General features: G+C 68.0%; 30 protein-coding genes and 1 tRNA gene. 3 read left to right on the forward strand and 28 right to left on the reverse strand.

Going from position 1 to position 23,481, the window contains the following annotated elements:
• The first annotated feature begins 30 nt into the window (after positions 1-30).
• Entirely contained in the window at positions 31-1,308 is a 1,278-nt protein-coding gene (locus tag JJ685_RS13165) for a glycosyltransferase (protein WP_201674668.1), read from the forward strand.
• 207 nt (positions 1,309-1,515) lie between these two features.
• Here JJ685_RS13165 and JJ685_RS13170 read toward each other — a convergent pair whose 3' ends face one another.
• The 25 genes from JJ685_RS13170 to glpK all read right to left on the reverse strand — a co-directional run bounded on the left by JJ685_RS13170 (position 1,516) and on the right by glpK (position 18,430).
• A complete protein-coding gene (locus tag JJ685_RS13170; RefSeq protein WP_201674669.1) occupies positions 1,516-2,223 on the reverse strand; it encodes a glutathione S-transferase N-terminal domain-containing protein in 708 nt (235 codons plus the stop codon).
• A 43-nt stretch (positions 2,224-2,266) separates the two neighbouring features.
• On the reverse strand, positions 2,267-3,424 hold the full coding sequence (locus tag JJ685_RS13175) for a zinc-binding metallopeptidase family protein (protein ID WP_201674670.1): 1,158 nt from the start codon (positions 3,422-3,424) through the stop codon (positions 2,267-2,269).
• 81 nt (positions 3,425-3,505) lie between these two features.
• Positions 3,506-4,804: a cation:proton antiporter gene (locus JJ685_RS13180; protein WP_201674671.1), complete on the reverse strand. Its 1,299-nt coding sequence runs from the start codon at positions 4,802-4,804 to the stop codon at positions 3,506-3,508.
• Positions 4,805-4,987: 183 nt separating this feature from the next.
• Positions 4,988-5,064 (reverse strand) — tRNA-Met (locus tag JJ685_RS13185).
• Positions 5,065-5,120: 56 nt separating this feature from the next.
• Positions 5,121-5,819 carry a Crp/Fnr family transcriptional regulator gene (locus tag JJ685_RS13190; RefSeq protein WP_201674672.1) on the reverse strand — a complete coding sequence of 233 codons (699 nt, stop codon included), beginning with the start codon at positions 5,817-5,819 and terminating at the stop codon, positions 5,121-5,123.
• Positions 5,820-6,094: 275 nt separating this feature from the next.
• The gene (rplQ, locus tag JJ685_RS13195; protein WP_201674673.1) at positions 6,095-6,496 is read right to left on the reverse strand and encodes a 50S ribosomal protein L17; all 402 of its coding nucleotides are present in this window, start codon (positions 6,494-6,496) and stop codon (positions 6,095-6,097) included.
• 197 nt (positions 6,497-6,693) lie between these two features.
• The gene (locus JJ685_RS13200; RefSeq protein WP_201674674.1) at positions 6,694-7,683 is read right to left on the reverse strand and encodes a DNA-directed RNA polymerase subunit alpha; all 990 of its coding nucleotides are present in this window, start codon (positions 7,681-7,683) and stop codon (positions 6,694-6,696) included.
• A gap of 126 nt (positions 7,684-7,809) precedes the next feature.
• Positions 7,810-8,433, reverse strand: coding sequence for a 30S ribosomal protein S4 (gene rpsD / locus JJ685_RS13205; RefSeq protein WP_201674675.1), 624 nt, complete (start codon positions 8,431-8,433; stop codon positions 7,810-7,812).
• 89 nt (positions 8,434-8,522) lie between these two features.
• Positions 8,523-8,927, reverse strand: coding sequence for a 30S ribosomal protein S11 (gene rpsK, locus JJ685_RS13210; RefSeq protein WP_201674676.1), 405 nt, complete (start codon positions 8,925-8,927; stop codon positions 8,523-8,525).
• Positions 8,928-8,947: 20 nt separating this feature from the next.
• Positions 8,948-9,313, reverse strand: a complete 366-nt coding sequence (gene rpsM, locus JJ685_RS13215) for a 30S ribosomal protein S13 (RefSeq protein WP_201674677.1) — start codon at positions 9,311-9,313, stop codon at positions 8,948-8,950.
• Between the two features lie 20 nt (positions 9,314-9,333).
• The gene (gene rpmJ, locus JJ685_RS13220; protein WP_011481465.1) at positions 9,334-9,447 is read right to left on the reverse strand and encodes a 50S ribosomal protein L36; all 114 of its coding nucleotides are present in this window, start codon (positions 9,445-9,447) and stop codon (positions 9,334-9,336) included.
• A gap of 27 nt (positions 9,448-9,474) precedes the next feature.
• Entirely contained in the window at positions 9,475-9,693 is a 219-nt protein-coding gene (infA, locus tag JJ685_RS13225; protein ID WP_201674678.1) for a translation initiation factor IF-1, read from the reverse strand.
• A 2-nt stretch (positions 9,694-9,695) separates the two neighbouring features.
• Entirely contained in the window at positions 9,696-11,015 is a 1,320-nt protein-coding gene (secY, locus tag JJ685_RS13230; RefSeq protein WP_201674679.1) for a preprotein translocase subunit SecY, read from the reverse strand.
• Between the two features lie 26 nt (positions 11,016-11,041).
• The gene (rplO, locus tag JJ685_RS13235) at positions 11,042-11,473 is read right to left on the reverse strand and encodes a 50S ribosomal protein L15 (protein ID WP_201674680.1); all 432 of its coding nucleotides are present in this window, start codon (positions 11,471-11,473) and stop codon (positions 11,042-11,044) included.
• Between the two features lies 1 nt (position 11,474).
• Positions 11,475-11,663, reverse strand: coding sequence for a 50S ribosomal protein L30 (gene rpmD / locus JJ685_RS13240; protein ID WP_201674681.1), 189 nt, complete (start codon positions 11,661-11,663; stop codon positions 11,475-11,477).
• A 12-nt stretch (positions 11,664-11,675) separates the two neighbouring features.
• Positions 11,676-12,197, reverse strand: a complete 522-nt coding sequence (gene rpsE, locus JJ685_RS13245; protein ID WP_201674682.1) for a 30S ribosomal protein S5 — start codon at positions 12,195-12,197, stop codon at positions 11,676-11,678.
• Between the two features lie 17 nt (positions 12,198-12,214).
• A complete protein-coding gene (gene rplR, locus JJ685_RS13250) occupies positions 12,215-12,580 on the reverse strand; it encodes a 50S ribosomal protein L18 (RefSeq protein ID WP_201674683.1) in 366 nt (121 codons plus the stop codon).
• 12 nt (positions 12,581-12,592) lie between these two features.
• Positions 12,593-13,126: a 50S ribosomal protein L6 gene (gene rplF, locus JJ685_RS13255; RefSeq protein WP_201674684.1), complete on the reverse strand. Its 534-nt coding sequence runs from the start codon at positions 13,124-13,126 to the stop codon at positions 12,593-12,595.
• A 15-nt stretch (positions 13,127-13,141) separates the two neighbouring features.
• A complete protein-coding gene (gene rpsH, locus JJ685_RS13260) occupies positions 13,142-13,537 on the reverse strand; it encodes a 30S ribosomal protein S8 (protein WP_201167680.1) in 396 nt (131 codons plus the stop codon).
• A 19-nt stretch (positions 13,538-13,556) separates the two neighbouring features.
• Positions 13,557-13,862: a 30S ribosomal protein S14 gene (rpsN, locus tag JJ685_RS13265; protein ID WP_201674685.1), complete on the reverse strand. Its 306-nt coding sequence runs from the start codon at positions 13,860-13,862 to the stop codon at positions 13,557-13,559.
• 10 nt (positions 13,863-13,872) lie between these two features.
• Positions 13,873-14,415, reverse strand: a complete 543-nt coding sequence (rplE, locus tag JJ685_RS13270) for a 50S ribosomal protein L5 (RefSeq protein ID WP_201674686.1) — start codon at positions 14,413-14,415, stop codon at positions 13,873-13,875.
• A gap of 2 nt (positions 14,416-14,417) precedes the next feature.
• Entirely contained in the window at positions 14,418-14,735 is a 318-nt protein-coding gene (gene rplX / locus JJ685_RS13275) for a 50S ribosomal protein L24 (protein ID WP_201674687.1), read from the reverse strand.
• A gap of 9 nt (positions 14,736-14,744) precedes the next feature.
• Positions 14,745-15,113, reverse strand: a complete 369-nt coding sequence (gene rplN / locus JJ685_RS13280) for a 50S ribosomal protein L14 (protein ID WP_187075638.1) — start codon at positions 15,111-15,113, stop codon at positions 14,745-14,747.
• A gap of 216 nt (positions 15,114-15,329) precedes the next feature.
• On the reverse strand, positions 15,330-16,934 hold the full coding sequence (locus JJ685_RS13285; RefSeq protein WP_330901754.1) for a glycerol-3-phosphate dehydrogenase/oxidase: 1,605 nt from the start codon (positions 16,932-16,934) through the stop codon (positions 15,330-15,332).
• Positions 16,931-18,430 carry a glycerol kinase GlpK gene (gene glpK, locus JJ685_RS13290; protein ID WP_201674688.1) on the reverse strand — a complete coding sequence of 500 codons (1,500 nt, stop codon included), beginning with the start codon at positions 18,428-18,430 and terminating at the stop codon, positions 16,931-16,933. The genes JJ685_RS13285 and glpK overlap by 4 nt, the downstream gene beginning before the upstream one ends.
• A 318-nt stretch (positions 18,431-18,748) precedes the next feature.
• Between glpK and JJ685_RS13295 the strand changes: the two genes are divergently transcribed.
• Both JJ685_RS13295 and proC read left to right on the forward strand, forming a co-directional pair.
• Positions 18,749-19,900: an esterase-like activity of phytase family protein gene (locus JJ685_RS13295; RefSeq protein ID WP_201674689.1), complete on the forward strand. Its 1,152-nt coding sequence runs from the start codon at positions 18,749-18,751 to the stop codon at positions 19,898-19,900.
• Positions 19,900-20,715: a pyrroline-5-carboxylate reductase gene (gene proC / locus JJ685_RS13300; protein WP_236598899.1), complete on the forward strand. Its 816-nt coding sequence runs from the start codon at positions 19,900-19,902 to the stop codon at positions 20,713-20,715. The genes JJ685_RS13295 and proC overlap by 1 nt, the downstream gene beginning before the upstream one ends.
• A 3-nt stretch (positions 20,716-20,718) precedes the next feature.
• Here proC and ubiA read toward each other — a convergent pair whose 3' ends face one another.
• The 3 genes from ubiA to JJ685_RS13315 are packed head-to-tail and all read right to left on the reverse strand — an operon-like array spanning position 20,719 to position 23,465.
• The gene (gene ubiA / locus JJ685_RS13305) at positions 20,719-21,579 is read right to left on the reverse strand and encodes a 4-hydroxybenzoate octaprenyltransferase (protein ID WP_201674691.1); all 861 of its coding nucleotides are present in this window, start codon (positions 21,577-21,579) and stop codon (positions 20,719-20,721) included.
• Entirely contained in the window at positions 21,580-22,515 is a 936-nt protein-coding gene (locus JJ685_RS13310; protein WP_201674692.1) for a Dyp-type peroxidase, read from the reverse strand. It lies immediately after the preceding gene.
• A complete protein-coding gene (locus tag JJ685_RS13315; protein ID WP_201674693.1) occupies positions 22,512-23,465 on the reverse strand; it encodes a LysR substrate-binding domain-containing protein in 954 nt (317 codons plus the stop codon). The genes JJ685_RS13310 and JJ685_RS13315 overlap by 4 nt, the downstream gene beginning before the upstream one ends.
• Positions 23,466-23,481 lie beyond the last annotated feature (16 nt).

Consider the following 23,481-nt stretch of genomic DNA (forward strand, 5'->3'; position numbering starts at 1 on the left):
GCGCTCCCCGCTCTGCGGCACACTCGCTCCATGACCTCCGCCACGCCAGGGCAGCCGCATCCCCTCGCGCGCCAGCGCATCCTCTTCATCCACCAGAACTTCCCCGGCCAGTTCGTGCACCTCGCCCAGGAACTGGTGCGCCTCGGCTGCGAGGTGAAGGCGCTCGCGATCGAGCAGCGGGCCGTGCCCGGGGGCGTGGACGTGCGGCGCTACGAAGTCCGGCCCGAGACGCTGCTGCCGCGCGAAGACATCGGCGCCGACATGGAGGTGAAGACGCGTCGCGCGCTGGCCTGCGCCGCCGCCATGCGCAAACTGGCGGCGGAGGGTTTCCAGCCCTCGCTGATCGTCGCCCACCCGGGCTGGGGCGAGAGCCTGTTCTGCAAGGACGTGTGGCCCGACGCCGTGCTCGTGGCCTACGGCGAGTTCTACTACCAAGCCGACGGCGCCGACTTCGGCTTCGACCCGGAGTTCTCGCGGGCCACCGTGGACAGCCGCATGCGCCTGCGCATGCGCAACACCGCCCTGCTCCATGCGTACCAGGCGGCCGACGCGATCCTGTGCCCCACGCACTGGCAACGCTCCTGCCTGCCGCGTGAATTCCAGGCCAAGACGACCGTGATCTTCGACGGCGTCGACACGCGCGTGGTGCGCCCCGAGCCGAGCGCCTTCGTCCGCCTGGGACGCTCCGGCCTGCAGGTGGGGCGCAACGACAGCGTGCTGACTTTCGTGAACCGCAACCTCGAGCCCTATCGCGGTTTCCACGTCTTCATGCGCGCGCTGCCCGAGATCCTGGCGCGCAACCCGCGCACGCGCTGCGTGATCGTGGGCGACGACTCCGTGTCCTACGGCACGCCGCCGCGCTCGCACCGCAACTGGCGCGAGGCCATGCTGCAGGAAGTGGGCTCGCGGCTTCCCGCGGACCGCATCCATTTCGTCGGCTGCGTCGCCTACGCGGATTACCTGCGGCTGCTGCAGGTCTCCACCTGCCACGCCTACCTGACCTACCCTTTCGTGCTGTCCTGGAGCTGCATCGAGGCGCTCGCCTGCGGCTGCCGCGTGGTCGGCTCGGCCACGCCGCCGGTGCGCGAGGTGATCACGCCCGGCCACAACGGGCTGCTGTTCGACTTCTTCGACGTCGCGGGGCTGGCACGCACGGTCAGTGACGTGCTGCAGGATCCGGGAGCGTACGACCCGCTGGCGGCAACGGCGGTGCGCGAGGCGCGGGCGAAGTACGACCTCGAGACGGTGTGCAAGCCGCAGCAGGTGCAGTGGCTGGCGTCGCTGCTGCGCGACGCGCCGCGCCCCTGAAAAAAAGAAGCGGCGCCCATGGGCGCCGCTTCCCCCTCCTGCCTCCGTGACTTATTGCTTGCTCAGTGCGACCAGGTCGGCCCTCGTTCCGCTGTCGGTCGTCCTGCAGAGTCAGCGGGGGAGAGACAACCGCCTCCTGCAACGAGCCCTTGATCCCGTCGCAGCCTCCATTTTGGGGAAAGCGTGTTTAGTTGGGACGCTGATCCCTCAGCCTTCGCTCTTCGGGATCTCGAGCCCGCGGGCGACCGCCGGCCGTGCCACGAACGCGGCCAGCACCCGGCTCACCTCGGAATAATGCGCGAATTGCACGAGCTCCGCCGCCCCGTAGAAACCGACCAGGTTGCGCACCCAAGGGAAGATCGCGATGTCCGCAATGCTGAAGTCTTCGCCCAACATCCAGGCCCGGCCCTGGAGTTGCCGATCCAGGACGGCCAGCAGCCGCTTCGATTCGGCCACGTAGCGGTCCCGCGGGCGCTTGTCTTCATAGTCCTTGCCCGCGAATTTGTGGAAGAACCCCAGCTGGCCGAACATGGGCCCGACCCCGCCCATCTGGAACATGAGCCACTGGATTGCCTCCCAGCGCTTCGCCGGATCGCGGGGGATCAGCTGGCCGCTCTTTTCGGCGAGATAGAGCAGGATGGCGCCGGACTCGAACAGCGGCAACGGCTTTCCCCCGGGCCCCTGCGGATCGATGATCGCGGGTATCTTGTTGTTCGGGTTGAGCGAGAGGAACTCGCCCGAGAGCTGCTCGTTGCGTTCGAACGCGACCCGGTGCGGCTCGTAGGGCAGCCCCGTCTCCTCCAGCATGATCGAAGCCTTGACGCCGTTGGGGGTCGGAAGCGAATAGAGCTGAATGCGGTCCGGGTGCTTCGCGGGCCATTTGCGGGTGATGGGGAAGGCGCCGAGATCGGCCATCGGGGGGGTCTCCTTGGGACGGGAGCCCCGAGCGTACGGCGGTTCAGGCCTCGGCGCTGGAGCGCGCTTCGAACACCACCATCTGCACGAACTGCAGCTTGGCAACGGCGGGCCGGGAGATCACGAACGGGTAGAAGTCCGGCTGCCCCATGCTGCGGGCCATCTCGTTCATCACCATGGCGATCTCCATCCAGCCATTGAGCAGTTCCAGGAAGCGCGCTGCATTGGGGTCGTCCGGGGCGTACAGGGCGTCCCTTTCGAACGGGATGACGTAGCCCTGGATGTCGTCGGCGTCGAGCCCGAAGCCCATCGCGGTGGTCAGGCTGTCCACCACGTGGAGGTAGTGCGCCCAGGTCTCGGCCCAGTCTTCCCACGGGTGCACGGTGGCGTAGGCACTGATGAAGGTGGCCGCCCAGTTGGCCGGCGGCCCCTGCTCGTAGTTGCGCTTCAGGGCTTGCGCATAGTCGGCGCGCTCGTCGCCGAACAGGTCGCGGAACGGTTGCAGCCACCGGCCGTCCCGGACCAGCCGGTCCCAGTAGTAGTGGCCCACCTCGTGCCGGAAGTGGCCCAGGAGCGTGCGATACGGTTCGCGCATCGCGTGGCGGATGGCCTCGCGCCTGGCGTCGTCCGCTTCTTCCACGTTGAGGGTGATGAGACCGTCGGCGTGGCCGGTCATCACCTGCGGCCCCTCCCTGGGCGAGCGCAGGAAGTCGAACATCAGCCCGCCCTCGGGGTCGTCGTGGATCTTCGAGCGCACCGGCAGCCCGAGCTGCAGCAACTGCGAGACCAGCCGACGCTTGGCAGCCTCGATCCGGATCCAGTAGCGGCCGTTGTCCTCGTCGTCCAGGTCGGGGATCGTGCGGTTCAGTCGACAGGCGATGCAGAACGGGTGCGGGTTGTCCGCGTACAGCATCCAGTTGCACGCGGCGGGCGAGTCCCGGTTGGCGCAGAACTTCAGCAGGTCGACGCGACCCGGCGTCTTGCAGGTGCCTTCGCGCGGCCCGGGCTCCATGACCGCCACGCGGCCCTCATCGGGGAGATAGCCGAGCGTCGAGTCGCACTTCAGGCACAGCGTGTTGTCGAAGAAGACCTGGTTGCCGCAGCGGCACCGGTAGGACCGCGAAAGGCGACGCGCCCGTTCCCGGGCGGCCGCGCGCTGGGCTTCGAGGTTCTCGCCCAGGGTCTGAATCAGGTCTTTCATGGAGGCGCCTCTGTCGGAACGGGCTCCTCGACTTATAGACCGAGGCGCGGACCGGCCGGAATTGCTCCAAGGGGCAACTCCTCAGCGGGGACTGGCGTCCGCGCCCATCTGCCGCGGCGAACCGACGGGCCGGGAATTCGAAAGCCAGCGCCCCACGAAGTGCCTGATCGTCGTGGCCTGCACCAGCAGGCTGAACGCGACCACCACGTAGGTGACGGTCTGGACCAGGTCGCGACCGGCGAAGCCCGGAAGCGCCAGCGCCAGGGCGATCGACACGCCGCCGCGCAGGCCGGACCACGTGAGGATCTTGGCGCAGACCCACCTGGACGGGCTTGGCGTCCGCTGGCGCACGGCGCCCAGCGGCAGGCCCACGCTCACGAAGCGCGCGAACAGGACGATGACCACCGTCGCCACCCCGATGGCGAGGTAGGCCGCATTGAACTCCAGCGACAGGACCAGCAGGCCGATGAGGCCGAACAGCAGCAGATTCAGCAGCTCGTCGAGCAGGCTCCAGAACTCGAACAGCCGCCGCCGGCCCCTGGTGGACGCGTCCGGCTGGAAGCCGTCGGAGCCGACGATGAGGCCCATGATCACCACCGCCAGCGGGCTGGAGGCGCCCAGTGCATCGGCCGTCGCGTAGCCGGCCGTGGCCAGCGCCAGCGTGATGAGGATCTCCACGGCGTGGCTGTCCACGCGGGACAGCAGCCACGCGGCGCCCAGCCCCAGCGCACCACCGACCGCGACGGCCCCGACGACCTCGCGCACCAGAAGGCTGGCAATGCGGGAGAAGGAAGGATCCTCGATCGTGCCGCTGGCCAGGCCCACGAGGGTGATGAAGAGGACGACCGCCACGCCGTCGTTGAAGAGAGCTTCCCCGGTGATCTTGTCCTCCATCGACTTCGGCAGGGGCGAGCCGCGCAGCATCGACAGGACCGCCACCGGGTCGGTGGGCGAGATCAGCGCGCCGAAGGCGAGGCACCACCACAGGCTCAGCTCGATGCCCGCCAGCACGACCAGGCCGTACAGGAGGGTGCCGGCGATCGCGGTGGACAGCAGCACGCCGACGCTGGCCAGCATGCCGACGGTCCAGCGGTGCCTGCGAATCGTGCGCACGTTCACGTGAAGGGCGCCGGCGAACAGCAGCAGGCCGAGGAAGCCATTGAAGACAAGGTCGGAGAAGTCGAACTCGGCCACGAACGACTGCGCCTTGCCGAGCAGGGGCGTGACCCGCAGCTCGCCGACGATCATGAGCGCGATGCTCAGGACCATGCCGATGGCGGTGATGCCGATCGTGTCGGGCAGCTTCACCACGCGCTGGTTGATGTATGCGAGGCCGGCCAGGATGGTCAACAGCAGGCCGACGAGTTGGAAATCACTCATTGGGGGGCTCGCTCCCCTTGGGTCGGGGAGAAGTTCAAGGGTAGCCCTGCATGGATGAGACACCGGATCAGCTGGTGTAACTCTTCAGCAGAATGTGTCCACGAGGGCTGGCCGAGAGGAAGCTCCGGAGACCCAAAAAGCAAAAGGGCCGGCGGAAGTACCGTCGGCCCTTTGCTGGCAATGTGGTTGCGCGGGCAAGATTTGAACTTGCGACCTTTGGGTTATGAGCCCAACGAGCTACCAGGCTGCTCCACCGCGCGTCAGAGAGGGAGAGTATAGCGCACTTTTGGTGCCTTTCCCCGGAGAAGGTCCTGGGTCAATCGCAAAGGGCATCGGGCCGCGGAAGGGCCTCGGCCTCCGCGCCCGGCCGCCCCGGCGCGGGCGCCTGGGTGGCGAGCAGCGCCAGCGCGCGCTCGCGCACCACTTCGCACAGGCGACGTCCGCGCCGCTGCACGATCCCGTCCTGTTCGAGCTGGGCCATCGCGCGCGCGATGCTCTCGCGGCTCGTGCCCAGCAGCGCCGCGAGCGACTTCTGGTCCGGCAGTTCGACCGAGAGGCTGTGCTGGCCGCGGGACAGCAGCAGCATCGCGTACGCGAGCTGCCGGGCCACACCCGGCAGGCGCAGCGCTTCCGACCAGGCCGCGATGTTGCCGAAGGCGCGGGCCATCGTCGATTGCATGCGGGCGGCGAGCGCGGGGTTGCGGCGCGCCTCCTCCATGAGGCCGGCGATGTCGATGGCGCAGGACCGGCCGGCCGTCGCGCCGACGCCCGACAACTGGCTCGGTTCGCCGTAGTAGGAGGCCAACCCGAAGGTGGTGCCGCGGCCCCACAGGCCGACGGGGCGGATCTCGCCGTCGAGTCCGCGGCGGACGCCGAAGACGAGGCCGACCTTCACCACATGGACCGTGTCCGCGCGGGAATGCTCCTCCACCAGCACCTCGCCCTTGCGGAAGCTGCGTTGGCGGATCGCCGGCTGCAACTGCCGCAACTGGGGCACTTCCAGGGGGGCCAGCAAGCACACGGAGCGCGTTGCGCAGTGCTCGCACTCTCCCTGGCCTGCCGCGCGCGGCAGATCCCGCGGCACCCGCTCCCCCGTCGAACTCGTCACCTGCAATCTGTCCTTCGCCCTTCGGCCGGGGCCGAATCACTCATCCGTTGTACGAAATTGGACTTTAACCGATGGCATGCCGCACTACGAACGGAGTGACAGGAAGCCCTCATATGTGGACGGACGGCCCGGAAAGCAAAACGCCCACCGAAGTGGGCGTTTCGAAAAAGCAGCGGGGCAGCTTACTGCGCGGCGCCCTGCTCGCCGGCCGGCGCTTCGGTCGGCTCGGGGCGGTCCACCAGTTCGACCAGCGCCATCGGCGCGTTGTCGCCGACGCGGAAGCCCATCTTCAGGATGCGGGTGTAGCCGCCCGGACGGGTCTTGTAGCGCGGGCCCAGCTCGTTGAACAGCTTGGCGACGTTGTCGCGGTTGCGCAGGCGGTCGAAGGCCAGGCGCTTGTTGGCGAGGGTGGGTTCCTTGCCCAGCGTGAGCATCGGTTCGACGACGCGGCGCAGTTCCTTCGCCTTCGGCACGGTGGTCTTGATCACCTCGTGCTCGATCAGCGAGTTCATCATGTTGCGCAGCATCGCGAGGCGGTGCTCGCTGGTGCGATTCAGTTTGCGGAGGCCGTGGCCGTGACGCATGGTGTGTTTCCTTTCCTTATGAGTGCCCCAGCCGGATCAGGTACTGGGGGGACACCAACTTCAAAACAAACTTCCGGACGCAGAGGACGCGAAAGATACGCAGAGGACGCAAAAGAAACGAAGAAACCTTCAGAAGGTTTTTTTCGCGTCCTCTGCGTACCCTTTGCGTCCTCTGCGTCCGGCTGTCCGGCTTTTCCTCAGCGCTTGTCGAGGCCGGCGGGCGGCCAGGACTCGAGCTTCATGCCCAGGGTGAGACCGCGGGAAGCCAGGACTTCCTTGATCTCGTTGAGCGACTTGCGACCCAGGTTGGGGGTCTTCAGCAGCTCGTTCTCGGTGCGCTGGATCAGGTCGCCGATGTAGTAGATGTTCTCGGCCTTCAGGCAGTTCGCGGAACGAACCGTGAGTTCGAGTTCATCGACAGGACGCAGCAGGATCGGGTCGAACTGCTGCGAGCTGCGCTGCACCGGCTGGTCGAAGGCGGCCAGTTCGCTGCCTTCCAGCTGGGCGAAGACGGCCAGCTGTTCCACCAGGATCTTCGCGGAAGCGCGCACGGCGTCCTCCGCGGTGATCGCGCCGTTGGTCTCGATCTCCATCACCAGCTTGTCGAGGTCGGTGCGCTGCTCCACGCGGGCGCTTTCGACCGTGTAGCTCACGCGCTTGACGGGCGAGAACGACGCGTCCAGCACGATGCGGCCGATCGACTTGGTGGGCTCGTCGCCGTAGCGGCGCACGTTGCCGGGGACGTAGCCGCGGCCCTTCTCCACCTTGATCTGCATGTCGATCTTGCCGCCCTGGGACAGCGTGGCGATCACGTGGTCGGGATTGATGATCTCGACGTCATGCGGGGTCTGGATGTCGGCCGCGGTGACGACGCCTTCGCCGTCCTTGCGCAGGGACAGGGTGACCTCGTCGCGGTTGTGGAGCTTGAACACCACGCCCTTGAGGTTCAGCAGGATGCCCACCACGTCTTCTTGCACGCCGTCGATCGACGAGTACTCGTGCAGGACGCCGGCGATGGTCACCTCGGTCGCCGCATACCCCACCATCGACGAGAGCAGGACCCGGCGCAGCGCGTTGCCCAGCGTGTGGCCGTAGCCACGCTCGAACGGCTCCAGGGTCACCTTGGCGCGGTTGATGCCAAGCTGTTCCACGTTGATGGACTTGGGTTTCAGCAGGTTGGTTTGCATGCAGGACTTTCCTCTCAATACCCCCGGCTCGTTACACCGGTAAGGCTGGGGCCCCATCGCCGTGCCCGGCCAGGGCTACAAAAACTTCTTGGCACGGGGCTGCGCCTGCAGCCCCGTGGTGTCCGCTTAGCGGGAGTAGAGTTCGACGATCAGCGACTCGTTGATGTCGGCGCCGAATTCGTCGCGGTCCGGGACCTTCTTGAAGGTGCCCTCGGCCTTGTCCACGTTCACTTCGATCCAGGCCGGGATGCCGACCTGCGTGGCCAGCTGCAGGGCCTCGACGACGCGGTTCTGCTTCTTCGACTTCTCGCGCACCGCCACCACGTCACCGGGCTTGACCTGGTAGGACGGGATGTTGATCGCCTGGCCGTTCACCGTGATCGCCTTGTGGCTCACCAGCTGGCGGGCTTCCGCGCGCGTGGAGCCGAAGCCCATGCGGTACACCACGTTGTCCAGGCGGGACTCCAGCAGGAACAGCAGGTTGGCGCCGGTGTTGCCCTTGCGGCGGTCGGCTTCCTCGAAGTAACGGCGGAACTGGCGCTCCAGCACGCCGTACATGCGCTTGACCTTCTGCTTCTCGCGCAGCTGCAGGCCGAAGTCGCTGGTGCGCTGGCCGGAGGTGCGGCCGTGCTGGCCGGGCTTGGAGTCGAACTTCGCCTTGTCGCTGATGGCGCGGCGGGCGCTCTTCAGGAACAGGTCGGTGCCTTCACGGCGGGAGAGCTTGGCCTTGGGGCCGAGATAACGTGCCACTTTTACTTTCCTTCAAATGACTACCGCGCCCTGATGGCGCGGGAGCTGGCGGCCGGTATGCCGCCAGCGGTGGGCTTCGACGAAAAAACTTAGATCCGGCGACGCTTCTGCGGGCGGCAGCCGTTGTGCGGGACCGGCGTCACGTCGCTGATCGACGTGATGCGGATGCCCAGCGCGGCGAGCGCACGCACGGAGGACTCGCGGCCCGGGCCGGGGCCGCGGATCTCGACGTCCAGGTTCTTGATCCCCTGCTCCATCGCGGCGCGGCCGGCGACTTCCGAGGCGACCTGGGCGGCGAACGGGGTCGACTTGCGCGAACCCTTGAAGCCCTGGCCACCGGAAGAAGCCCAGGACAGCGCGTTGCCCTGGCGATCGGTGATCGTGATGATCGTGTTGTTGAAGGACGCGTGCACGTGGCAGACGCCGTCGCTCACGTTCTTGCGGACCTTCTTGCGCACACGCTGCGCGGCGTTGCTGGAGGGAGCCTTGGCCATGTTCTATCTCTTTCCCGGATTTATTTCTTCAGCGCCTGGGCAGCCTTGCGCGGACCCTTGCGGGTACGGGCGTTGGTGCGGGTGCGCTGGCCGCGCATGGGCAGGCCGCGGCGGTGACGGAAGCCACGGTAGCAGCCGATGTCCATCAGCCGCTTGATGTTCATCGTGGTCTCGCGGCGCAGGTCACCCTCGATGGTGAACTGGGCGATCTGGTCGCGGATCTTCTCCATGTCGGTGTCGGTCAGGTCCTTCACCTTCTTGGAGTAGGCGATGCCGCAGGCTTCGCAGATCTTGCGCGCGCGGGTGCGCCCGATGCCGAAGATGGCCGTCAGGCCGATCTCGGTGTGCTGATGCGGCGGAATGTTGATGCCAGCAATACGTGCCATGTCGTTCCTCTAAATCTCTATCAGCCCTGGCGCTGCTTGTGGCGCGGATCGGTGCAGATCACGCGGACCACGCCCTTGCGGCGGATGATCTTGCAGTTGCGGCAGATCTTCTTGACGGAAGCCGAAACTCTCATGTTCTATCTCTCCTAATTCCTGTCCGCCTACTTGCTGCGGAACACAATGCGTGCCCGCGACAAGTCGTAGGGCGTCAATTCCACGGTGACCCTGTCACCCGGCAGGATGCGGATGTAGTGCATCCGCATCTTTCCCGAAATGTGTCCGAGCACGACGTGCCCGTTTTCCAGCTTGACCCGGAAGGTTGCATTGGGAAGGTTTTCCATCACCTCGCCCTGCATCTGGATCACATCGTCCTTGGACACGTTCAGCCACCGAGCGACGTCTTGAAGTTCGCCTTCTTCAGCAGCGATTCGTACTGCTGACTCATGAGGTAGTTCTGAACCTGCGCCATGAAGTCCATCGTCACGACCACGATGATCAGCAGCGAAGTCCCGCCGAAGTAGAACGGCACGTTGTACTTCAGGATCAGGAACTCCGGCAGCAGGCACACGAACGTGATGTAGACCGCGCCGGCCAGCGTCAGGCGCGCCAGGATCTTGTCGATGTACTTGGCCGTCTGCTCGCCCGGACGGATGCCCGGGACGAAGGCGCCGCTCTTCTTCAGGTTGTCCGCCGTCTCACGGCTGTTGAACACCAGCGCCGTGTAGAAGAAGCAGAAGAAGACGATCGCCGCGGCATAGAGCATGACATAGATCGGCTGCCCGGGGCTGAGCGTGCTCGCGATGTCCTTCAGCCACCGCATGCCATCGCCGGTCGAGAACCAGCTGACGATGGTGGCCGGCAGCAGGATGATCGACGAGGCGAAGATCGGGGGGATCACGCCGGACATGTTGAGCTTCAGCGGCAGGTGCGACGACTGGCCGCCATACACCTTGTTGCCGACCTGGCGGCGCGCGTAGTTCACGAGGATCTTGCGCTGGCCGCGTTCGACGAACACGACGAACCAGGTCACCAGGATCACGATCGCCACGATGAAGATCGCCACGAGGGGACCCATCGCGCCGGTGCGCACCAGCTCCAGCAGTCCGCCGATCGCGTTGGGCAGGCCCGCGGCGATGCCGGCGAAGATCAGGATCGAGATGCCGTTGCCGAGGCCGCGCTCGGTGATCTGCTCGCCGAGCCACATCAGGAACATCGTGCCGGAGGTCAGGCTCACCACCGCGGTGACGCGGAAGCCGAAGCCAGGGTTCAGCACCAGGCCCGCCGAGCCTTCCAGCGCCATGGCGATGCCCAGCGACTGGAAGATGGCCAGGCCCAGCGTCCCGTAGCGGGTGTACTGGGTGATCTTGCGTCGGCCGGCCTCGCCCTCCTTCTTCAGCTGCTCGAACTGCGGCAGGACGTACGTCAGCAGCTGCATGATGATCGAGGCCGAGATGTAGGGCATGATGCCCAGCGCGAACACCGTGAACCGGCTCAGAGCGCCACCCGAGAACATGTTGAACAGGCTCAGGATGCCGCCCTGCTGGCCCTTGAACAGCTGCGAGAGCTGGTCCGGGTTGATGCCAGGCACGGGGATGTGCGCGCCGACGCGGTAGACCACCAGGGCGAGCAGCAGGAAGACCAGCCGGCGACGCAGGTCGCCGAACTTGCCGGTCTTCGCGATCTGGGCTGCGTTGGTTGCCACGGAAGCCTTTCTCAGTCAGCCAGTGCTCAGGCCAGGGAGCCGCCGGCCGCCTCGATGGCAGCCTTGGCACCCGCGGTCGCACCGATGCCCGTCAGCTTGACGGCCCTGGTCAGGTTGCCCGACTTGATGACCTTGACGGTCTTCGCGTGCTGGGTCACCAGGCCGGCGGCCTTCAGGGACAGCAGATCGACTTCGGCCGCGCCCAGCGTCTCCAGCTGCGCCAGCGACACTTCGTCGTTGAACTTCAGGTTCAGCGACTTGAAGCCACGCTTCGGCAGGCGGCGCTGCAGCGGCATCTGGCCGCCTTCGAAACCGACCTTGTGGTAGCCGCCCGCGCGGGACTTCTGGCCCTTGTGGCCGCGACCGGCGGTCTTGCCCAGGCCGGAGCCGATGCCGCGGCCGACGCGACGACGCGCCTTCTTCGAGCCCTCAGCGGGCTTGATCGTGTTGAGTTCCATCTCAGAGCACCTTCACGAGGTAGTCGATCTTGTTGATCATCCCGCGCACGGCGGGCGTGTCCTCGAGTTCGCTGACGGAGTTCAGCTTGCGCAGGCCCAGGCCGCGCACGGTGGCACGGTGGTCCACCTTGGTGCCGATGGGGCTGCGCACCAGCTGCACCTTGACCGTCTTCTTCTGTTCGTTCGCCATTTAATCGACTCCTCAGGCGGCGAAGATGTCTTCGACCGACTTGCCGCGCTTGGCCGCCACTTCCGCGGGGGTCGTGGCGTTCTTCAGCGCGTCGAAGGTGGCGCGGACCATGTTGTAGGGGTTCGTCGAACCGTGGCTCTTGGCCACGATGTCGGTGATGCCCATCACTTCGAACACGGCGCGCATCGGGCCGCCGGCGATGATGCCGGTACCCTTGGGGGCCGGAGCCATCATCACGCGGGCGGCACCGTGGTGGCCGAACACGTTGTGATGGATCGTGCCGTTCTTCAGCGTCACCTTGGTCATGTTGCGGCGGGCTTCTTCCATCGCCTTCTGCACGGCCGCGGGCACTTCCTTGGACTTGCCCTTGCCCATGCCGACGCGGCCGTCGCCGTCGCCGACCACGGTGAGCGCGGCGAAGCCGAGGATCCGGCCGCCCTTCACCACCTTGGTCACGCGGTTCACCGCGATCATCTTTTCCCGCAGGCCGTCTTCCGGACCGTCACCCTGGGTCTTCGCTTGAATCTTTGCCATGTTGGTATCCGTGTCCGTTAGAACTGCAGGCCCGCTTCGCGGGCAGCTTCGGCCAGGGCCTTCACGCGGCCGTGGAACGCGAAGCCGGCGCGGTCGAAGGCGACGCGCTCGACACCGGCGGCCTTGGCCTTCTCGGCGATGCGCTTGCCAACCTGCGCGGCGGCCGCCACCGTGGCGCCCTTGCCGGCGCCGCCGAGCGCGGAACGCACTTCGGCTTCGTTGGTGGAGGCCGTGGCCAGCACCTTGGCGCCGTCGTCGGAGATCAGCTGCGCGTAGATGTGCAGGTTCGTGCGGTTGACCGTCAGGCGGGCCACGCCCTGCGTCGCAATCCGGATGCGGGTCTGGCGCGCGCGGCGCAGACGCTGCTCTTTCTTGTTCAACATTTCAGTGGCTCCTTACTTCTTCTTCGTTTCCTTGATCACGACCTTTTCGTCCGCGTAGCGGATGCCCTTGCCCTTGTAGGGCTCGGGCGGACGAACGGCACGGATCTCGGCGGCGAGCTGGCCCACGCGCTGGCGGTCGGCACCCTTGATGACGATTTCCGTCGGGGTGGCGGTGGCCACGGTGATGCCGGCGGGCATCTCGATGTTCACGGGGTGCGAGTAGCCGACCTGCAGGTTCAGCTTGTTGCCCTGCGCGGCGGCGCGGTAGCCCACGCCCACCAGCGTCAGCTTCTTCTCGAAGCCCTTGGTGACGCCCAGGACCATGTTGTTCACCAGCTGGCGCATGGTGCCGCTCATGGCGTTGGCTTCACGCGATTCGTCGACGGGGGCGAACGTCAGCTTGCCGCCCTCGTTGTTCACCTTGACCAGGTTGTTGGTGGCGAGCTGCAGCGTGCCGCCCGTACCCTTGACGCTGATCTGGTCTTCCTTGATGGCCACGTCGACGCCCTGGGGGACGGCGACCGGCATTTTTCCGACTCGGGACATGTTCCTATCCTTCGCTTAGGCGACGTAGCACAGCACTTCGCCACCGACACCGGTAGCGCGCGCCTTGCGGTCGGTCATCACGCCCTTGGGCGTGGTCACGATGGCGACGCCCAGGCCGTTCATGACCTGCGGGATCGCGTCGCGGCCCTTGTACACGCGCAGGCCGGGACGGCTCACGCGCTCGATGCGCTCGATCACGGGACGGCCGGCGTAGTACTTGAGGGCGATCTCGAGCTCGCTCTTGTTGCCCTCGGTCTTCACCTGGAAGCCGTCGATGTAACCCTCGTCCTTCAGCACCTGGGCGATGGCCACCTTCACCTTGGAAGAGGGCACCGACACCGTGGCCTTGGAGACCATCTGCGCGTTGCGGATGCGCGTCAGCAGGTCGGAGATGGGATCACTCATGCTCATATCTGTCTCTCCTGCCTGCTTACCAGCTGGCCTTGATCACGCCCGGGATGTCGCCGGTGAAGGCCATCTCGCGGATCTTGTGGCGCGTGATGCCGAACTGGCGGAACGTGCCGCGGGCGCGGCCGGTCAGTTCGCAGCGATTGCGCTGGCGGGTGGGGTTCGCGTTGCGCGGCAGCTTCTGCAGCGCCAGGCGGGCGGTCATGCGCTCGTCGTCGCTCTTCTTCGCGTCGTTGGCGATGGACTTCAGTTCTTCGTACTTCTTCGCGTACTGGGCGACCAGCTTGTCACGCTTCAGTTCACGCTGGATCAAAGCAGTTTTTGCCACAGTGCACCTATCAGGACTTGAACGGGAAACGGAAACCGGCCAGCAGCGCCTTGCACTCTTCGTCGGTCTTCGCCGTGGTGGTGATCGAGATGTTCAGGCCGCGGATGGCGTCGACCTTGTCGTACTCGATTTCCGGGAAAATGATCTGTTCCTTGACGCCGATGTTGTAGTTGCCGCGGCCGTCGAAGGCACGCGACGACACGCCACGGAAGTCGCGCACGCGCGGCAGGGCCACGGTGACGAAGCGGTCGAGGAATTCGTACATGCGCTGGCCGCGCAGCGTCACCATCGTGCCGATGGCCTGGCCTTCGCGGATCTTGAAGCCGGCGATGGCCTTCTTGGCCTTCGTCACCACGGGCTTCTGGCCGGCGATCTTGGTCAGGTCGCCGACGGCGTGTTCCATGACCTTCTTGTCGGCGACGGCCTCGCTCACGCCCATGTTCAGCGTGATCTTGGTGATGCGCGGCACCTGCATCGGCGACTTGTAGCCGAACTTCTCGGTCAGCTCCTTGGCGACCTTGGTGCGATAGTGATCTTGCAGACGTGCGGTCATGTTCAGGCCACCTTGATTTCTTCGCCGGACGACTTGAAGACGCGCTTGCGCGTGTCGCCGTCGACCTTGATGCCGACGCGGTCGGCCTTGCCGGTCGAGGGGTTGTAGATCGCCACGTTGGACTGGTGGATCGGCATGGCCTTCTCCACGATGCCGCCGGTGGTGCCCTTCAGCGGGTTCGGCTTGGTGTGCTTCTTCACCAGGTTGATGCCTTCGACGACCACGTGATCGTCGTCCTTGCGCAGCACCACGGTGCCGCGCTTGCCCTTGTCGCGGCCAGCCAGCACGATGACCTGGTCACCCTTGCGGATCTTGTTCATGGCGGTTCCTTAGAGGACTTCGGGGGCCAGGGACACGATCTTCATGAACTTCTCGGTACGCAGTTCGCGCGTGACCGGGCCGAAGATGCGGGTGCCGATGGGCTCCAGCTTGTTGTTGAGCAGCACGGCGGCATTGCCGTCGAACTTGATGAGGGAGCCATCGCCACGGCGGATGCCCTTGGCGGTGCGGACCACCACGGCGCTGTAGACCTCGCCCTTCTTGACGCGGCCGCGCGGCGCGGCTTCCTTGATGCTCACCTTGATGATGTCGCCGACGCTCGCGTAGCGACGCTTGGAGCCGCCCAGCACCTTGATGCAAAGAACGGACTTCGCGCCGGTGTTGTCGGCGACTTCGAGCCGAGATTCAGTCTGGATCATTTCGTTTGTTCCCAACTTGACCCGAACACTCCCTGCGGGACGATCCAACAGGGCATCGGGACAGTCTTGGGCCCGCCGTCACCTCAGGACCCGCAGGCCCGTCAGTTCCGAGTGGGCGACGCCGCCCCAAGGAGCGACATGGAAAAAGCCAACTCACCCCCCAAAAGGAGGCGAGCCCGCGATTATGACCGATGACCAGGATTTGTCAACAGGGTCCTACACGCCGGCGCACTGCATATAAGAAGCAGCGAGCTCCCGGAAGGCGGCGACCTGGGGGTCCAGGCCGGTTTCCTCCCGCAGCAGCGCGCCCACCTCGGGCGCCAAGTCCCCCGCCATGCGGGCATCAAGGAACAGCAACCGGAACCGCCGGGCCAGCACGTCCTCCACCGTCCGCGCATATTCATGGCGGGCGGCGAAGCGGACCATGGCCGCCGTCAGGCCGCCACCCAGGTCGCGCCGGTCCCCGGGCAGGGATGCGACCTGGTCGGCTTCGGTGCCATACAGATGGGGACCCGGCGGCGCACTCAAGGGTGTGGCGGCCTCGCGACGGTGCGGCGCTCCGACGAGCGGCAAGCTGGCGGTCACGCCCGAGGCGCCGCGCGGCAGCAGGTGCGCCTCGTAACAGCGTTCCAGCACGTCCTCCGCCATGGCCCGGTAGGTCGTCCATTTCCCGCCGGTGACGGTCACGAGTCCGGACCGGCTGACCAGCACCGTGTGCTCGCGACTCAGCGACTTGGTCGGCTCATCGCCGTTGCGGACCGGCCTGACCAGCGGTCGCAGCCCCACCCAGGCGCTGCGGATGTCCCCTTGGCCCGGGGCCCGGACCAGATAGCGCGCCGATTCGCCCAGGATGAATTCCAGCTCCTGCCGGAACGGCCGGGGTTCACGCGGCAGGTCGTCGCGCGGGGTGTCGGTCGTGCCCAGGATGAGCTTGCCCAGCCAGGGCACCGCGAACAGCACCCGGCCGTCGGCGGTCTTCGGCACCATCAGGGCGTGCTGGCCGGGCAGGAACGCGCGGTCGACCACCACGTGCACGCCCTGGCTGGGGGCCACCATGCCCTGGACGGTGCGGCCGATGGCCTTGCCGTCCTGCTGGCGCAGCGTGTCGACCCACACCCCGGTGGCGTTGACGACGCATCGGGCGCGCACCGTGAACTCCCGCCCGCTCTCCGCATCCCGCGCGCTCAATCCGGCCACGCGCCCCCCTTCGTGCAGCAGCTGCGTAACCTCGCAGTAGTTGACGACCAGGGCCCCCTGGGCCGCCGCGGTGCGGGCGAGCGCCAGGGCCAGCCGCGCGTCGTCGAACTGGCCGTCCCAGTAGCGGATCCCGCCCTTGAGGCCCTCGGGCCGGGCGGTGGGGAGCGCCGCCAGCGTCTTGCCGCGCCCCAGGAACTCGGTGCGCCCGAGGCCGGCGATGCCCGCCAGCGCGTCGTACATGACCAGCCCCGCGCCGTAGTACGGCAGCTCCCACAGCTTGTAGGCGGGCAGCACGAAGGGCAGCGGCTGCGCCAGGTGCGGCGCGTTGCGCAGCAGCGTGGTGCGTTCGTGCAGGGCCTCGCGCACCAGGCCGATGTCGCCTTGCGCGAGGTAGCGCACGCCGCCGTGTACCAGCTTGGTCGCGCGCGAGGAGGTGCCCTTGGCGAAGTCGTGCGACTCCAGCAGCACCACGTCGAGCCCGCGCGAGGCGGCGTCCAGTGCCACGCCCAGGCCGGTGGCGCCGCCGCCCACCACCGCAAGGTCCCAGGTCCCGCCCCGGGCCAGGCGCTCCAGCAGGTCTTCGCGTCGGGTCGGGGCCGCGGGCGCCGCCACGCCTTCCGTCACGGCCGGGCCCAGCCCTTCGCGCGCTCCACCGCTTCACGCCAGCGCGCCAGCTTGGCCTGCCGCTGCGGCTCCGGCAGGCGCGGCTCGAAGCGGCGGTCCGCCTGCCACTGCGCGGCGATCTCGTCGCCGCCCTGCCAGAAGCCGGTGGCGAGCCCGGCCAGGTAGGCCGCGCCCAGCGCCGTCGTTTCCGTCACCTGCGGGCGCACCACCGGAACGCCCAGGAAGTCGGCCTGCATCTGCATCAGGAGATTGTTGCGCGAGGCGCCGCCATCGACCCGCAGTTCGGTCAGGGGAATGCGGGCGTCGCGCGTCATGGCGCCGAACACGTCGGCCGACTGCAACGCGATCGCCTCCAGCGCCGCCCGCGCGATGTGCGCACGCGTGGTGCCGCGCGTGAGGCCCACCAGGGTGCCACGCGCATAGCCGTCCCAGTCCGGCGTTCCGAGCCCGGCGAAGGCGGGCACGAGGTACACGTCGCCGGTGTCGTCGACCTGGGCCGCGAGCGATTCCACCTCGGGGGCCGACTGGAGGATCTGCAGGCCGTCGCGCAGCCACTGCACCGTCGCGCCCGCGACGAACACGCTGCCCTCCAGGCAATAGGCGGTGCGGTGCGGACCCATGGGCCCCTGCCAGCCCACCGTCGTGAGCAGGCGGTTGCGGCTCGCCACGGGCGCGGCGCCGGTGTTCATCAGCATGAAGCAGCCGGTGCCGTAGGTGTTCTTGGCCATGCCGGGCGCGAAGCAGGCCTGGCCGAAGGTGGCGGCCTGCTGGTCGCCGGCGATGCCCGCGATCGGCAGCGCCGCGCCGAACAGGGAGGACTCGGTCTCGGCGAGCACGCCGCTGGAAGGCAGCACGTCGGGCAGCACCGCGCGGGGGATGCGCAGCAGCTCCAGCAGTTCGTCGTCCCAGTCCAGGGTGTGCAGGTCCAGCAGCAGCGTGCGCGAGGCATTGCTCGCGTCGGTCGCATGCACGCGCCCGCCCGTGAGGTTCCACACCAGCCAGCTGTCGATGGTACCGAAGGCGAGTTCGCCAGCCTCCGCCCGCGCCCGCGCGCCGGGGACGTGGTCCAGCAGCCATTCGAGCTTGGTGCCGGAGAAGTACGCATCGATGACCAGGCCGGTCTTCTGCTGGATGCGCGTGGCGGCGCGCCCATTGCGCCGCAGTTCGTCGCAGCGCGGGGCCGTGCGCCGGTCCTGCCACACGATCGCGTTGGCCACGGGCTGGCCGGTCGCGCGGTCCCACAGCACGGTCGTCTCGCGCTGGTTGGTGATGCCTATCGCTTCCACCTGCGAGGGGCCGCCCACCTGCTCCAGCGCCTCGAGGGCCACCGCGTGCTGCGTCGCCCAGATCTCGCGCGCGTCGTGTTCCACCCATCCCGGCTGCGGGAACAGCTGCGCGAATTCGCGCTGCGCCAGCGCCGCCACCCGGCCCGCGCGATCGAACACGATCGCGCGCGAACTCGTCGTGCCCTGGTCCAGGGCGAGAACGTATGTCATGGGCCGGCAGCGTAACCCAAGGCCGTGGGACCGGGGGTCTGCGCGGCAGAGAAACGGGCCTGCGTTGGGTCTGCAAGGGGCGGGATGCTAGGCGCCGGAGCGGGTCAAGCCTGGCTGGCTTGACCCGCTCCGGCAACGACGCAGACGGCCCCTTGCAGGCCCAACCCTCCGGGCCGGGGTCTGGGGGCCCGCCATGCGTCGTTGCATACTCCTTGCGTACATAAAGTACGCGGCGATCGTATGCGCCTAGCCTGCCGGGCCCCCAGACCCCGGCGCAGGCCCGTTTCTCTGCCGCACAGACCCCTGGACTCGCCCGCCATGCCGTTGCCTTCCGTTCCCACCCTGTCGCGCCGCACGCTGCTGCGCGGCGCCGCCGCGGCCTGCGCGCTCGCCGCCACCGGCTGCGCCACGCGTGCGCCCTCCCCGCCGCCGCAGGGCCTGTCGCAATTGCGACTGCTCGGAGAGAAGATCCTGCCGCACGGACTGCAGGTGGCGGGCACCACCGTCGGCGGCCTCTCGGGCATCGACCACGACCCGGCGACCGGCCTGTGGGTCGCCATGTGCGACGACCGTTCCGAGTTGCAGCCCGCGCGCTTCTACACCCTGCGCGTCGACCTGCGCCCGGCCGGCCTCGACGTGGAAGTGCTGGACGCGATCACGCTGCGCCAGGCCACCGGCACGCCCTTCCCCAAGCGCCAGCTCGGAGGCGAGGTGGTCGACCCCGAATCGATCCGCCTGCTGCCCGGGCGCCGCGGCATCCTGTGGACCAGCGAGGGCGACTATCCCGCCAACCAGTCGCCGACCCTGCGCGAGTCGCGTCTCGACGGCAGCCTGGTGCGCAACTTCGAAGTGCCCGCCATGCTGCAGTTCGGGCGCCCCGGCAGCGGCCCGCGCGCCAACCTCACCTTCGAAGGTCTCGCGCTGTCGCCCGACGCGCGCACGGCCTGGGTCGGCATGGAGGCGGCGCTGCACCAGGACGGCCCCGAGCCCGCGGTCGGCCGCCCGGGCGGGCCCTGCCGCTTCACCGCCTTCGACGTGGCGAGCGGCCGCGCCGTGCGCCAGGTCGCCTACATCCCCGACCCGATCCCGCAGGCGCCCGCGCTGCCAGGCGGGGGGGACAACGGCGTGAGCGAGATCCTGATGATCGACGCCGACCGCATGCTGGTGCTGGAGCGCGCCTACATGGCGGGCGTCGGCATGTCGCTGCGCATCTACGAGATCGACACGCGGGAGGGCAGCGACACGCTGGCGATGCCGCGGCTGCAGGAAGGCGCCTACCGCGCCTGCGGCAAGCGCTTCGTCGCCGACCTGTCCCAGCTCGGCCTCTCCCGCCTCGACAACACCGAAGGCATGTGCTGGGGCCCGCGCCTGCCCGGCGGGCGGCGCTCGCTGGTGGTGGTGAGCGACGACAATTTCAGCTCCAAGCAGGTCACGCAATTCGCGGCCTTCGAATACCTGGGACAGGAATGATGGACACCTCGCGCATCGCATTCGTCGGCGGCGGCAACATGGCCAGCGCCATCATCGGCGGGTTGATCCGCCAGGGCCTGCCGCCGGCCCAGGTCGCCGTCGTCGAACCGTTCGCGGACGCGCGCGAGCGGCTGCGCCAGCAGTTCGGCGTCGAGGCCGAAGAACAGGCCGGCGCCGCGCTCGCGTCCTGCGGACTGGTCGTCTGGGCCGTGAAGCCGCAGACCTTCCGGGACGCCGCGGCCCAGGCCCGCGCGCACGTGCAGCAGGCCCTGCACCTGAGCGTGGCGGCCGGCATCCGCTCCGACAGCATCGCCGCCTGGCTGGGCACGGACCGCATCGTGCGCTCCATGCCCAACACGCCGGCGCTGGTCGGCAAGGGCATGACGGCGCTGTTCGCGCGCGCCGGCGTGACGGCGCAGGAGAAGGCGCGGGTCGAGCAGGTGATCACGACCACCGGCGAATTCCTGTGGGTGGATGCCGAGAAGCAGCTCGATGCGGTCACCGCGCTGTCGGGGTCCGGCCCGGCCTACGTCTTCTATTTCCTCGAGGCGATGACGCAGGCCGGGGCGGAGATGGGCCTGGATGCGGACCAGGCGCGGCGGCTGGCGGTGGGCACCTTCGCGGGCGCCTCGGAGCTGGCGCGCGCGTCGGAGGAGCCGCTGCAGGTGCTGCGCGAGCGGGTCACGTCCAAGGGCGGCACCACGCATGCGGCGCTCACCTCGATGGAGCAGGACGGGGTGAAGGCCGAATTCGTCCAGGCGCTGCACGCCGCCTGCAGGCGGGCCGCGGAACTGGGCGACGAATTCGGGAAGTGAAACTCAGGCCAGCGCGTAGCCCACGATCGTCCCCGCGAACAAGGTGAACCCGAACCAGTGGTTCACCCGGAAAGCCCGGAAGCACCCCTCGCGCGAGCGCTCCCGGATCAGCGTGTAGTGCCACGCGGCCTGCGCGCCGGCGGCCGCCGCGGTCAGCGCGAGGGTCCAGGCGGGGATCCGACCCGCCAGCACCACCGCCCAGATCGCGATCGCGGCGACGTAGCAGGCCATCACCACCGCGACGTCCGCGCGGCCCAGCGTGATCGCCGAGGTCTTGATCCCGATGCGCAGGTCGTCGTCGCGGTCGACCATCGCGTATTCCGTGTCGTAGGCCAGCACCCAGAACAGGTTGCCCAGCAGCAGCACCCAGGCCAGCAAGGGCACCTCGCCCCGCACCGCCGCGAAAGCCATCGGGATGCCGAAGCTGAAGGCGACGCCCAGCACCGCCTGCGGCATCGACACGAACCTCTTCGCGTAGGGGTAGGCGATCGAGATCGCGAGCGCGGCGAAGGACCAGGCGATGGCCGCCGCATTGGTCGTCAGCACCAGCGCGAACGCGAGCAGCGCCAGCACCGCACCCAGCACCAGCGCCTCCCGCACCGACACCGCGCCGGTGGTGACCGGCCGCTTCGCCGTGCGCTTCACGTGCTTGTCGAACTCGCGATCCGCGACGTCGTTGACGCAGCAGCCCGCGCTGCGCATCAGGATGGTGCCGAGGGTGAACACCGCGATGAGGTGCCAGCCGGGGAAGCCGCCCGCGGCGATCCACAGCGCGTAGAGCGAGGGCCACAGCAGCAGCAGCCAACCCGCCGGACGGTTCCAGCGGATCAGGTCGAGGTAGAGGGGGAACTTCTCGCGCAGCATTCAGAGCCCGAGCCGGCGCAGGTCCAGCCGGCCGTCCTTCATCGGGGGGCACCAGAAGTACGCGCCGGTGAGCGGTCGGGAGATCGAGAACATCGCGTCGACGATGCCGTCGTCGTGCCCCGCCATCCGCCGCATCTGCTGCTCGAAGGCCTGGTGCGACTTGCCGAAGGCGATGAACATCAGGCCCGCCTGCATGCTCAGCATCCAGGGCATGGAGCGGCGCAGCAGGAAGGCCTCGGGCTCGAAGCTTTCCTGGGCCGTGCGCTTCACGTGCGCGGTCTGCGGCGCGTCCTCGATCTCCTCGTTGTCGGCCAGGCGGCGGCCGAAGTGGGCGTCGCGCTCGGCGTCGCCCAGGCGCTCGAAGGCGTCGAGGTCGTGGATCCACTGCTGCACGGCCACGAAGCTGGAGCCGTCCAGGCCCTCGCCCGCGCCGTGCACGAAGGCGGCCTGTTCCGCCTCCTCGCCGGTGGGGTTCTCGGTGCCGTCCTCGAAGCCGGTGAGGTCGTGGCCGTGGCCGCTCTCGCCCAGCTTGTGAAGGAAGGCATCGAGCACGTGCTCCACGGCGAAGGCGGGCTCCAGCGCCTTCTGCACCTTGCGCGTGACGTGCAGCAGGTCGCCGAGGTCGCTGCCGCGCAGCCAGCACCACAGCGTGCCCGGCGTCACGGGCACCTTCACGTCGGCGCGCGAGAAGTCGGGGTATTCGTGCAGGCCCGGGACCTGCGCGCCCAGCTTGCGCACCAGGGACGGGCCGATGCCGACCACGACGTCGCTGCCGTCCACCAGGGGCGACAGGCGGCCCAGCGCCTCCCGGATCGCGCCAGCGTCCACGCCCGCGTTCACCGGGTGGAACAGCACGTAGCGCGCGACGGGGGGCGGCGCATCGAGGATGCCCGGCTGCCAGGGCTTGTCGGCGTTGGGGGAAGTGGAATCTCTCATGACAGTCTCTTCACGCCCGGCAGTTCGCAGGCGTAGATGGAGTTGCGCAGGGCGGCGATCGCCTCGTAGCGGGTGAAGCTGCGCCGCCAGGCCAGCACCACCCGCCGGCTCGGCGGTTCGCCCTCGAAGGGGATGTACTTGACGAAGGCCTGGTCCTCGCTGCGCCGCTTCGGCCGTGTCGAGAACGCCTCCTTGGGCACCGACAGGCGCGGCACCAGGGTCACGCCCATGCCGGCGGCGACCATGTGCTTGATCGTCTCCAGCGAAGAGCCTTCGAAGCTCTTGCGGATGCCTTCCGCATCGCTGGAGAAGCGCGCGAACTCCGGGCAGACCTCCAGCACGTGGTCGCGGAAGCAGTGGCCGGTGCCGAGCAGCAGCATGGTCTCCTGCTTCAACTCCTCCGCCCGAACCGCCTTGGTCGCGGCGAGCGGATGGTTGCTGGGCACGGCGGCGAGGAAGGGCTCGTCGTACAGCGGTGCGATGGCGAGGCCGGTGTCCGGGAAGGGCTCGGCCATGATCGCGCAGTCGATCTCGCCGGTGCGCAGCATCTCCAGCAGGCGCACGGTGAAGTTCTCCTGCAGCATCAGCGGCATCTGCGGCGTGCGGGCGATCGCCTGCCGCACCAGGTCCGGCAGCAGGTAGGGGCCGATCGTGTAGATCACGCCCAGCCGCAGCGGGCCGGCGAGCGGGTCCTTGCCGCGCTTGGCGATCTCCTTGATCGCGGCGGCCTGCTCCAGCACGCTCTGGGCCTGGCGGACGATCTCCTCGCCCAGCGGCGTCACCGCCACCTCGTTGGCGCTGCGCTCGAACAGCTTGACTTCCAGTTCCTCCTCGAGCTTCTTGATGGCGACGGAGAGGGTGGGCTGCGAGACGAAGCAGGCTTCCGCCGCGCGGCCGAAGTGCTTTTCCCGCGCGACCGCGACGATGTACTTGAGCTCGGTGAGCGTCATTCTTGGTTTGGTTTCC

This window comes from Ramlibacter monticola, from assembly GCF_016722785.1.
Taxonomy (GTDB): Bacteria; Pseudomonadota; Gammaproteobacteria; order Burkholderiales; family Burkholderiaceae_C; genus Ramlibacter; species Ramlibacter monticola.

Bases quoted from the DNA above. Each gene is read 5' to 3' on its own strand.
- JJ685_RS13165 (WP_201674668.1), top strand. From the start codon at position 31: ATGACCTCCGCCACGCCAGGGCAGCCGCATCCCCTCGCGCGCCAGCGC.
- JJ685_RS13170 (WP_201674669.1), bottom strand. From the start codon at position 2,223: ATGGCCGATCTCGGCGCCTTCCCCATCACCCGCAAATGGCCCGCGAAG.
- JJ685_RS13175 (WP_201674670.1), bottom strand. From the start codon at position 3,424: ATGAAAGACCTGATTCAGACCCTGGGCGAGAACCTCGAAGCCCAGCGC.
- JJ685_RS13180 (WP_201674671.1), bottom strand. From the start codon at position 4,804: ATGAGTGATTTCCAACTCGTCGGCCTGCTGTTGACCATCCTGGCCGGC.
- rplQ (WP_201674673.1), bottom strand. From the start codon at position 6,496: ATGCGTCACGGCCACGGCCTCCGCAAACTGAATCGCACCAGCGAGCAC.
- JJ685_RS13200 (WP_201674674.1), bottom strand. From the start codon at position 7,683: ATGCAAACCAACCTGCTGAAACCCAAGTCCATCAACGTGGAACAGCTT.
- rpsK (WP_201674676.1), bottom strand. From the start codon at position 8,927: ATGGCCAAGGCTCCCTCCAGCAACGCCGCGCAGCGTGTGCGCAAGAAG.
- rpsM (WP_201674677.1), bottom strand. From the start codon at position 9,313: ATGGCACGTATTGCTGGCATCAACATTCCGCCGCATCAGCACACCGAG.
- rpmJ (WP_011481465.1), bottom strand. From the start codon at position 9,447: ATGAGAGTTTCGGCTTCCGTCAAGAAGATCTGCCGCAACTGCAAGATC.
- rplO (WP_201674680.1), bottom strand. From the start codon at position 11,473: ATGGAACTCAACACGATCAAGCCCGCTGAGGGCTCGAAGAAGGCGCGT.
- rpmD (WP_201674681.1), bottom strand. From the start codon at position 11,663: ATGGCGAACGAACAGAAGAAGACGGTCAAGGTGCAGCTGGTGCGCAGC.
- rpsE (WP_201674682.1), bottom strand. From the start codon at position 12,197: ATGGCAAAGATTCAAGCGAAGACCCAGGGTGACGGTCCGGAAGACGGC.
- rplR (WP_201674683.1), bottom strand. From the start codon at position 12,580: ATGTTGAACAAGAAAGAGCAGCGTCTGCGCCGCGCGCGCCAGACCCGC.
- rplF (WP_201674684.1), bottom strand. From the start codon at position 13,126: ATGTCCCGAGTCGGAAAAATGCCGGTCGCCGTCCCCCAGGGCGTCGAC.
- rpsH (WP_201167680.1), bottom strand. From the start codon at position 13,537: ATGAGCATGAGTGATCCCATCTCCGACCTGCTGACGCGCATCCGCAAC.
- rplE (WP_201674686.1), bottom strand. From the start codon at position 14,415: ATGACCGCACGTCTGCAAGATCACTATCGCACCAAGGTCGCCAAGGAG.
- rplX (WP_201674687.1), bottom strand. From the start codon at position 14,735: ATGAACAAGATCCGCAAGGGTGACCAGGTCATCGTGCTGGCTGGCCGC.
- rplN (WP_187075638.1), bottom strand. From the start codon at position 15,113: ATGATCCAGACTGAATCTCGGCTCGAAGTCGCCGACAACACCGGCGCG.
- glpK (WP_201674688.1), bottom strand. From the start codon at position 18,430: ATGACATACGTTCTCGCCCTGGACCAGGGCACGACGAGTTCGCGCGCG.
- JJ685_RS13295 (WP_201674689.1), top strand. From the start codon at position 18,749: ATGCCGTTGCCTTCCGTTCCCACCCTGTCGCGCCGCACGCTGCTGCGC.
- proC (WP_236598899.1), top strand. From the start codon at position 19,900: ATGGACACCTCGCGCATCGCATTCGTCGGCGGCGGCAACATGGCCAGC.
- ubiA (WP_201674691.1), bottom strand. From the start codon at position 21,579: ATGCTGCGCGAGAAGTTCCCCCTCTACCTCGACCTGATCCGCTGGAAC.
- JJ685_RS13310 (WP_201674692.1), bottom strand. From the start codon at position 22,515: ATGAGAGATTCCACTTCCCCCAACGCCGACAAGCCCTGGCAGCCGGGC.
- JJ685_RS13315 (WP_201674693.1), bottom strand. From the start codon at position 23,465: ATGACGCTCACCGAGCTCAAGTACATCGTCGCGGTCGCGCGGGAAAAG.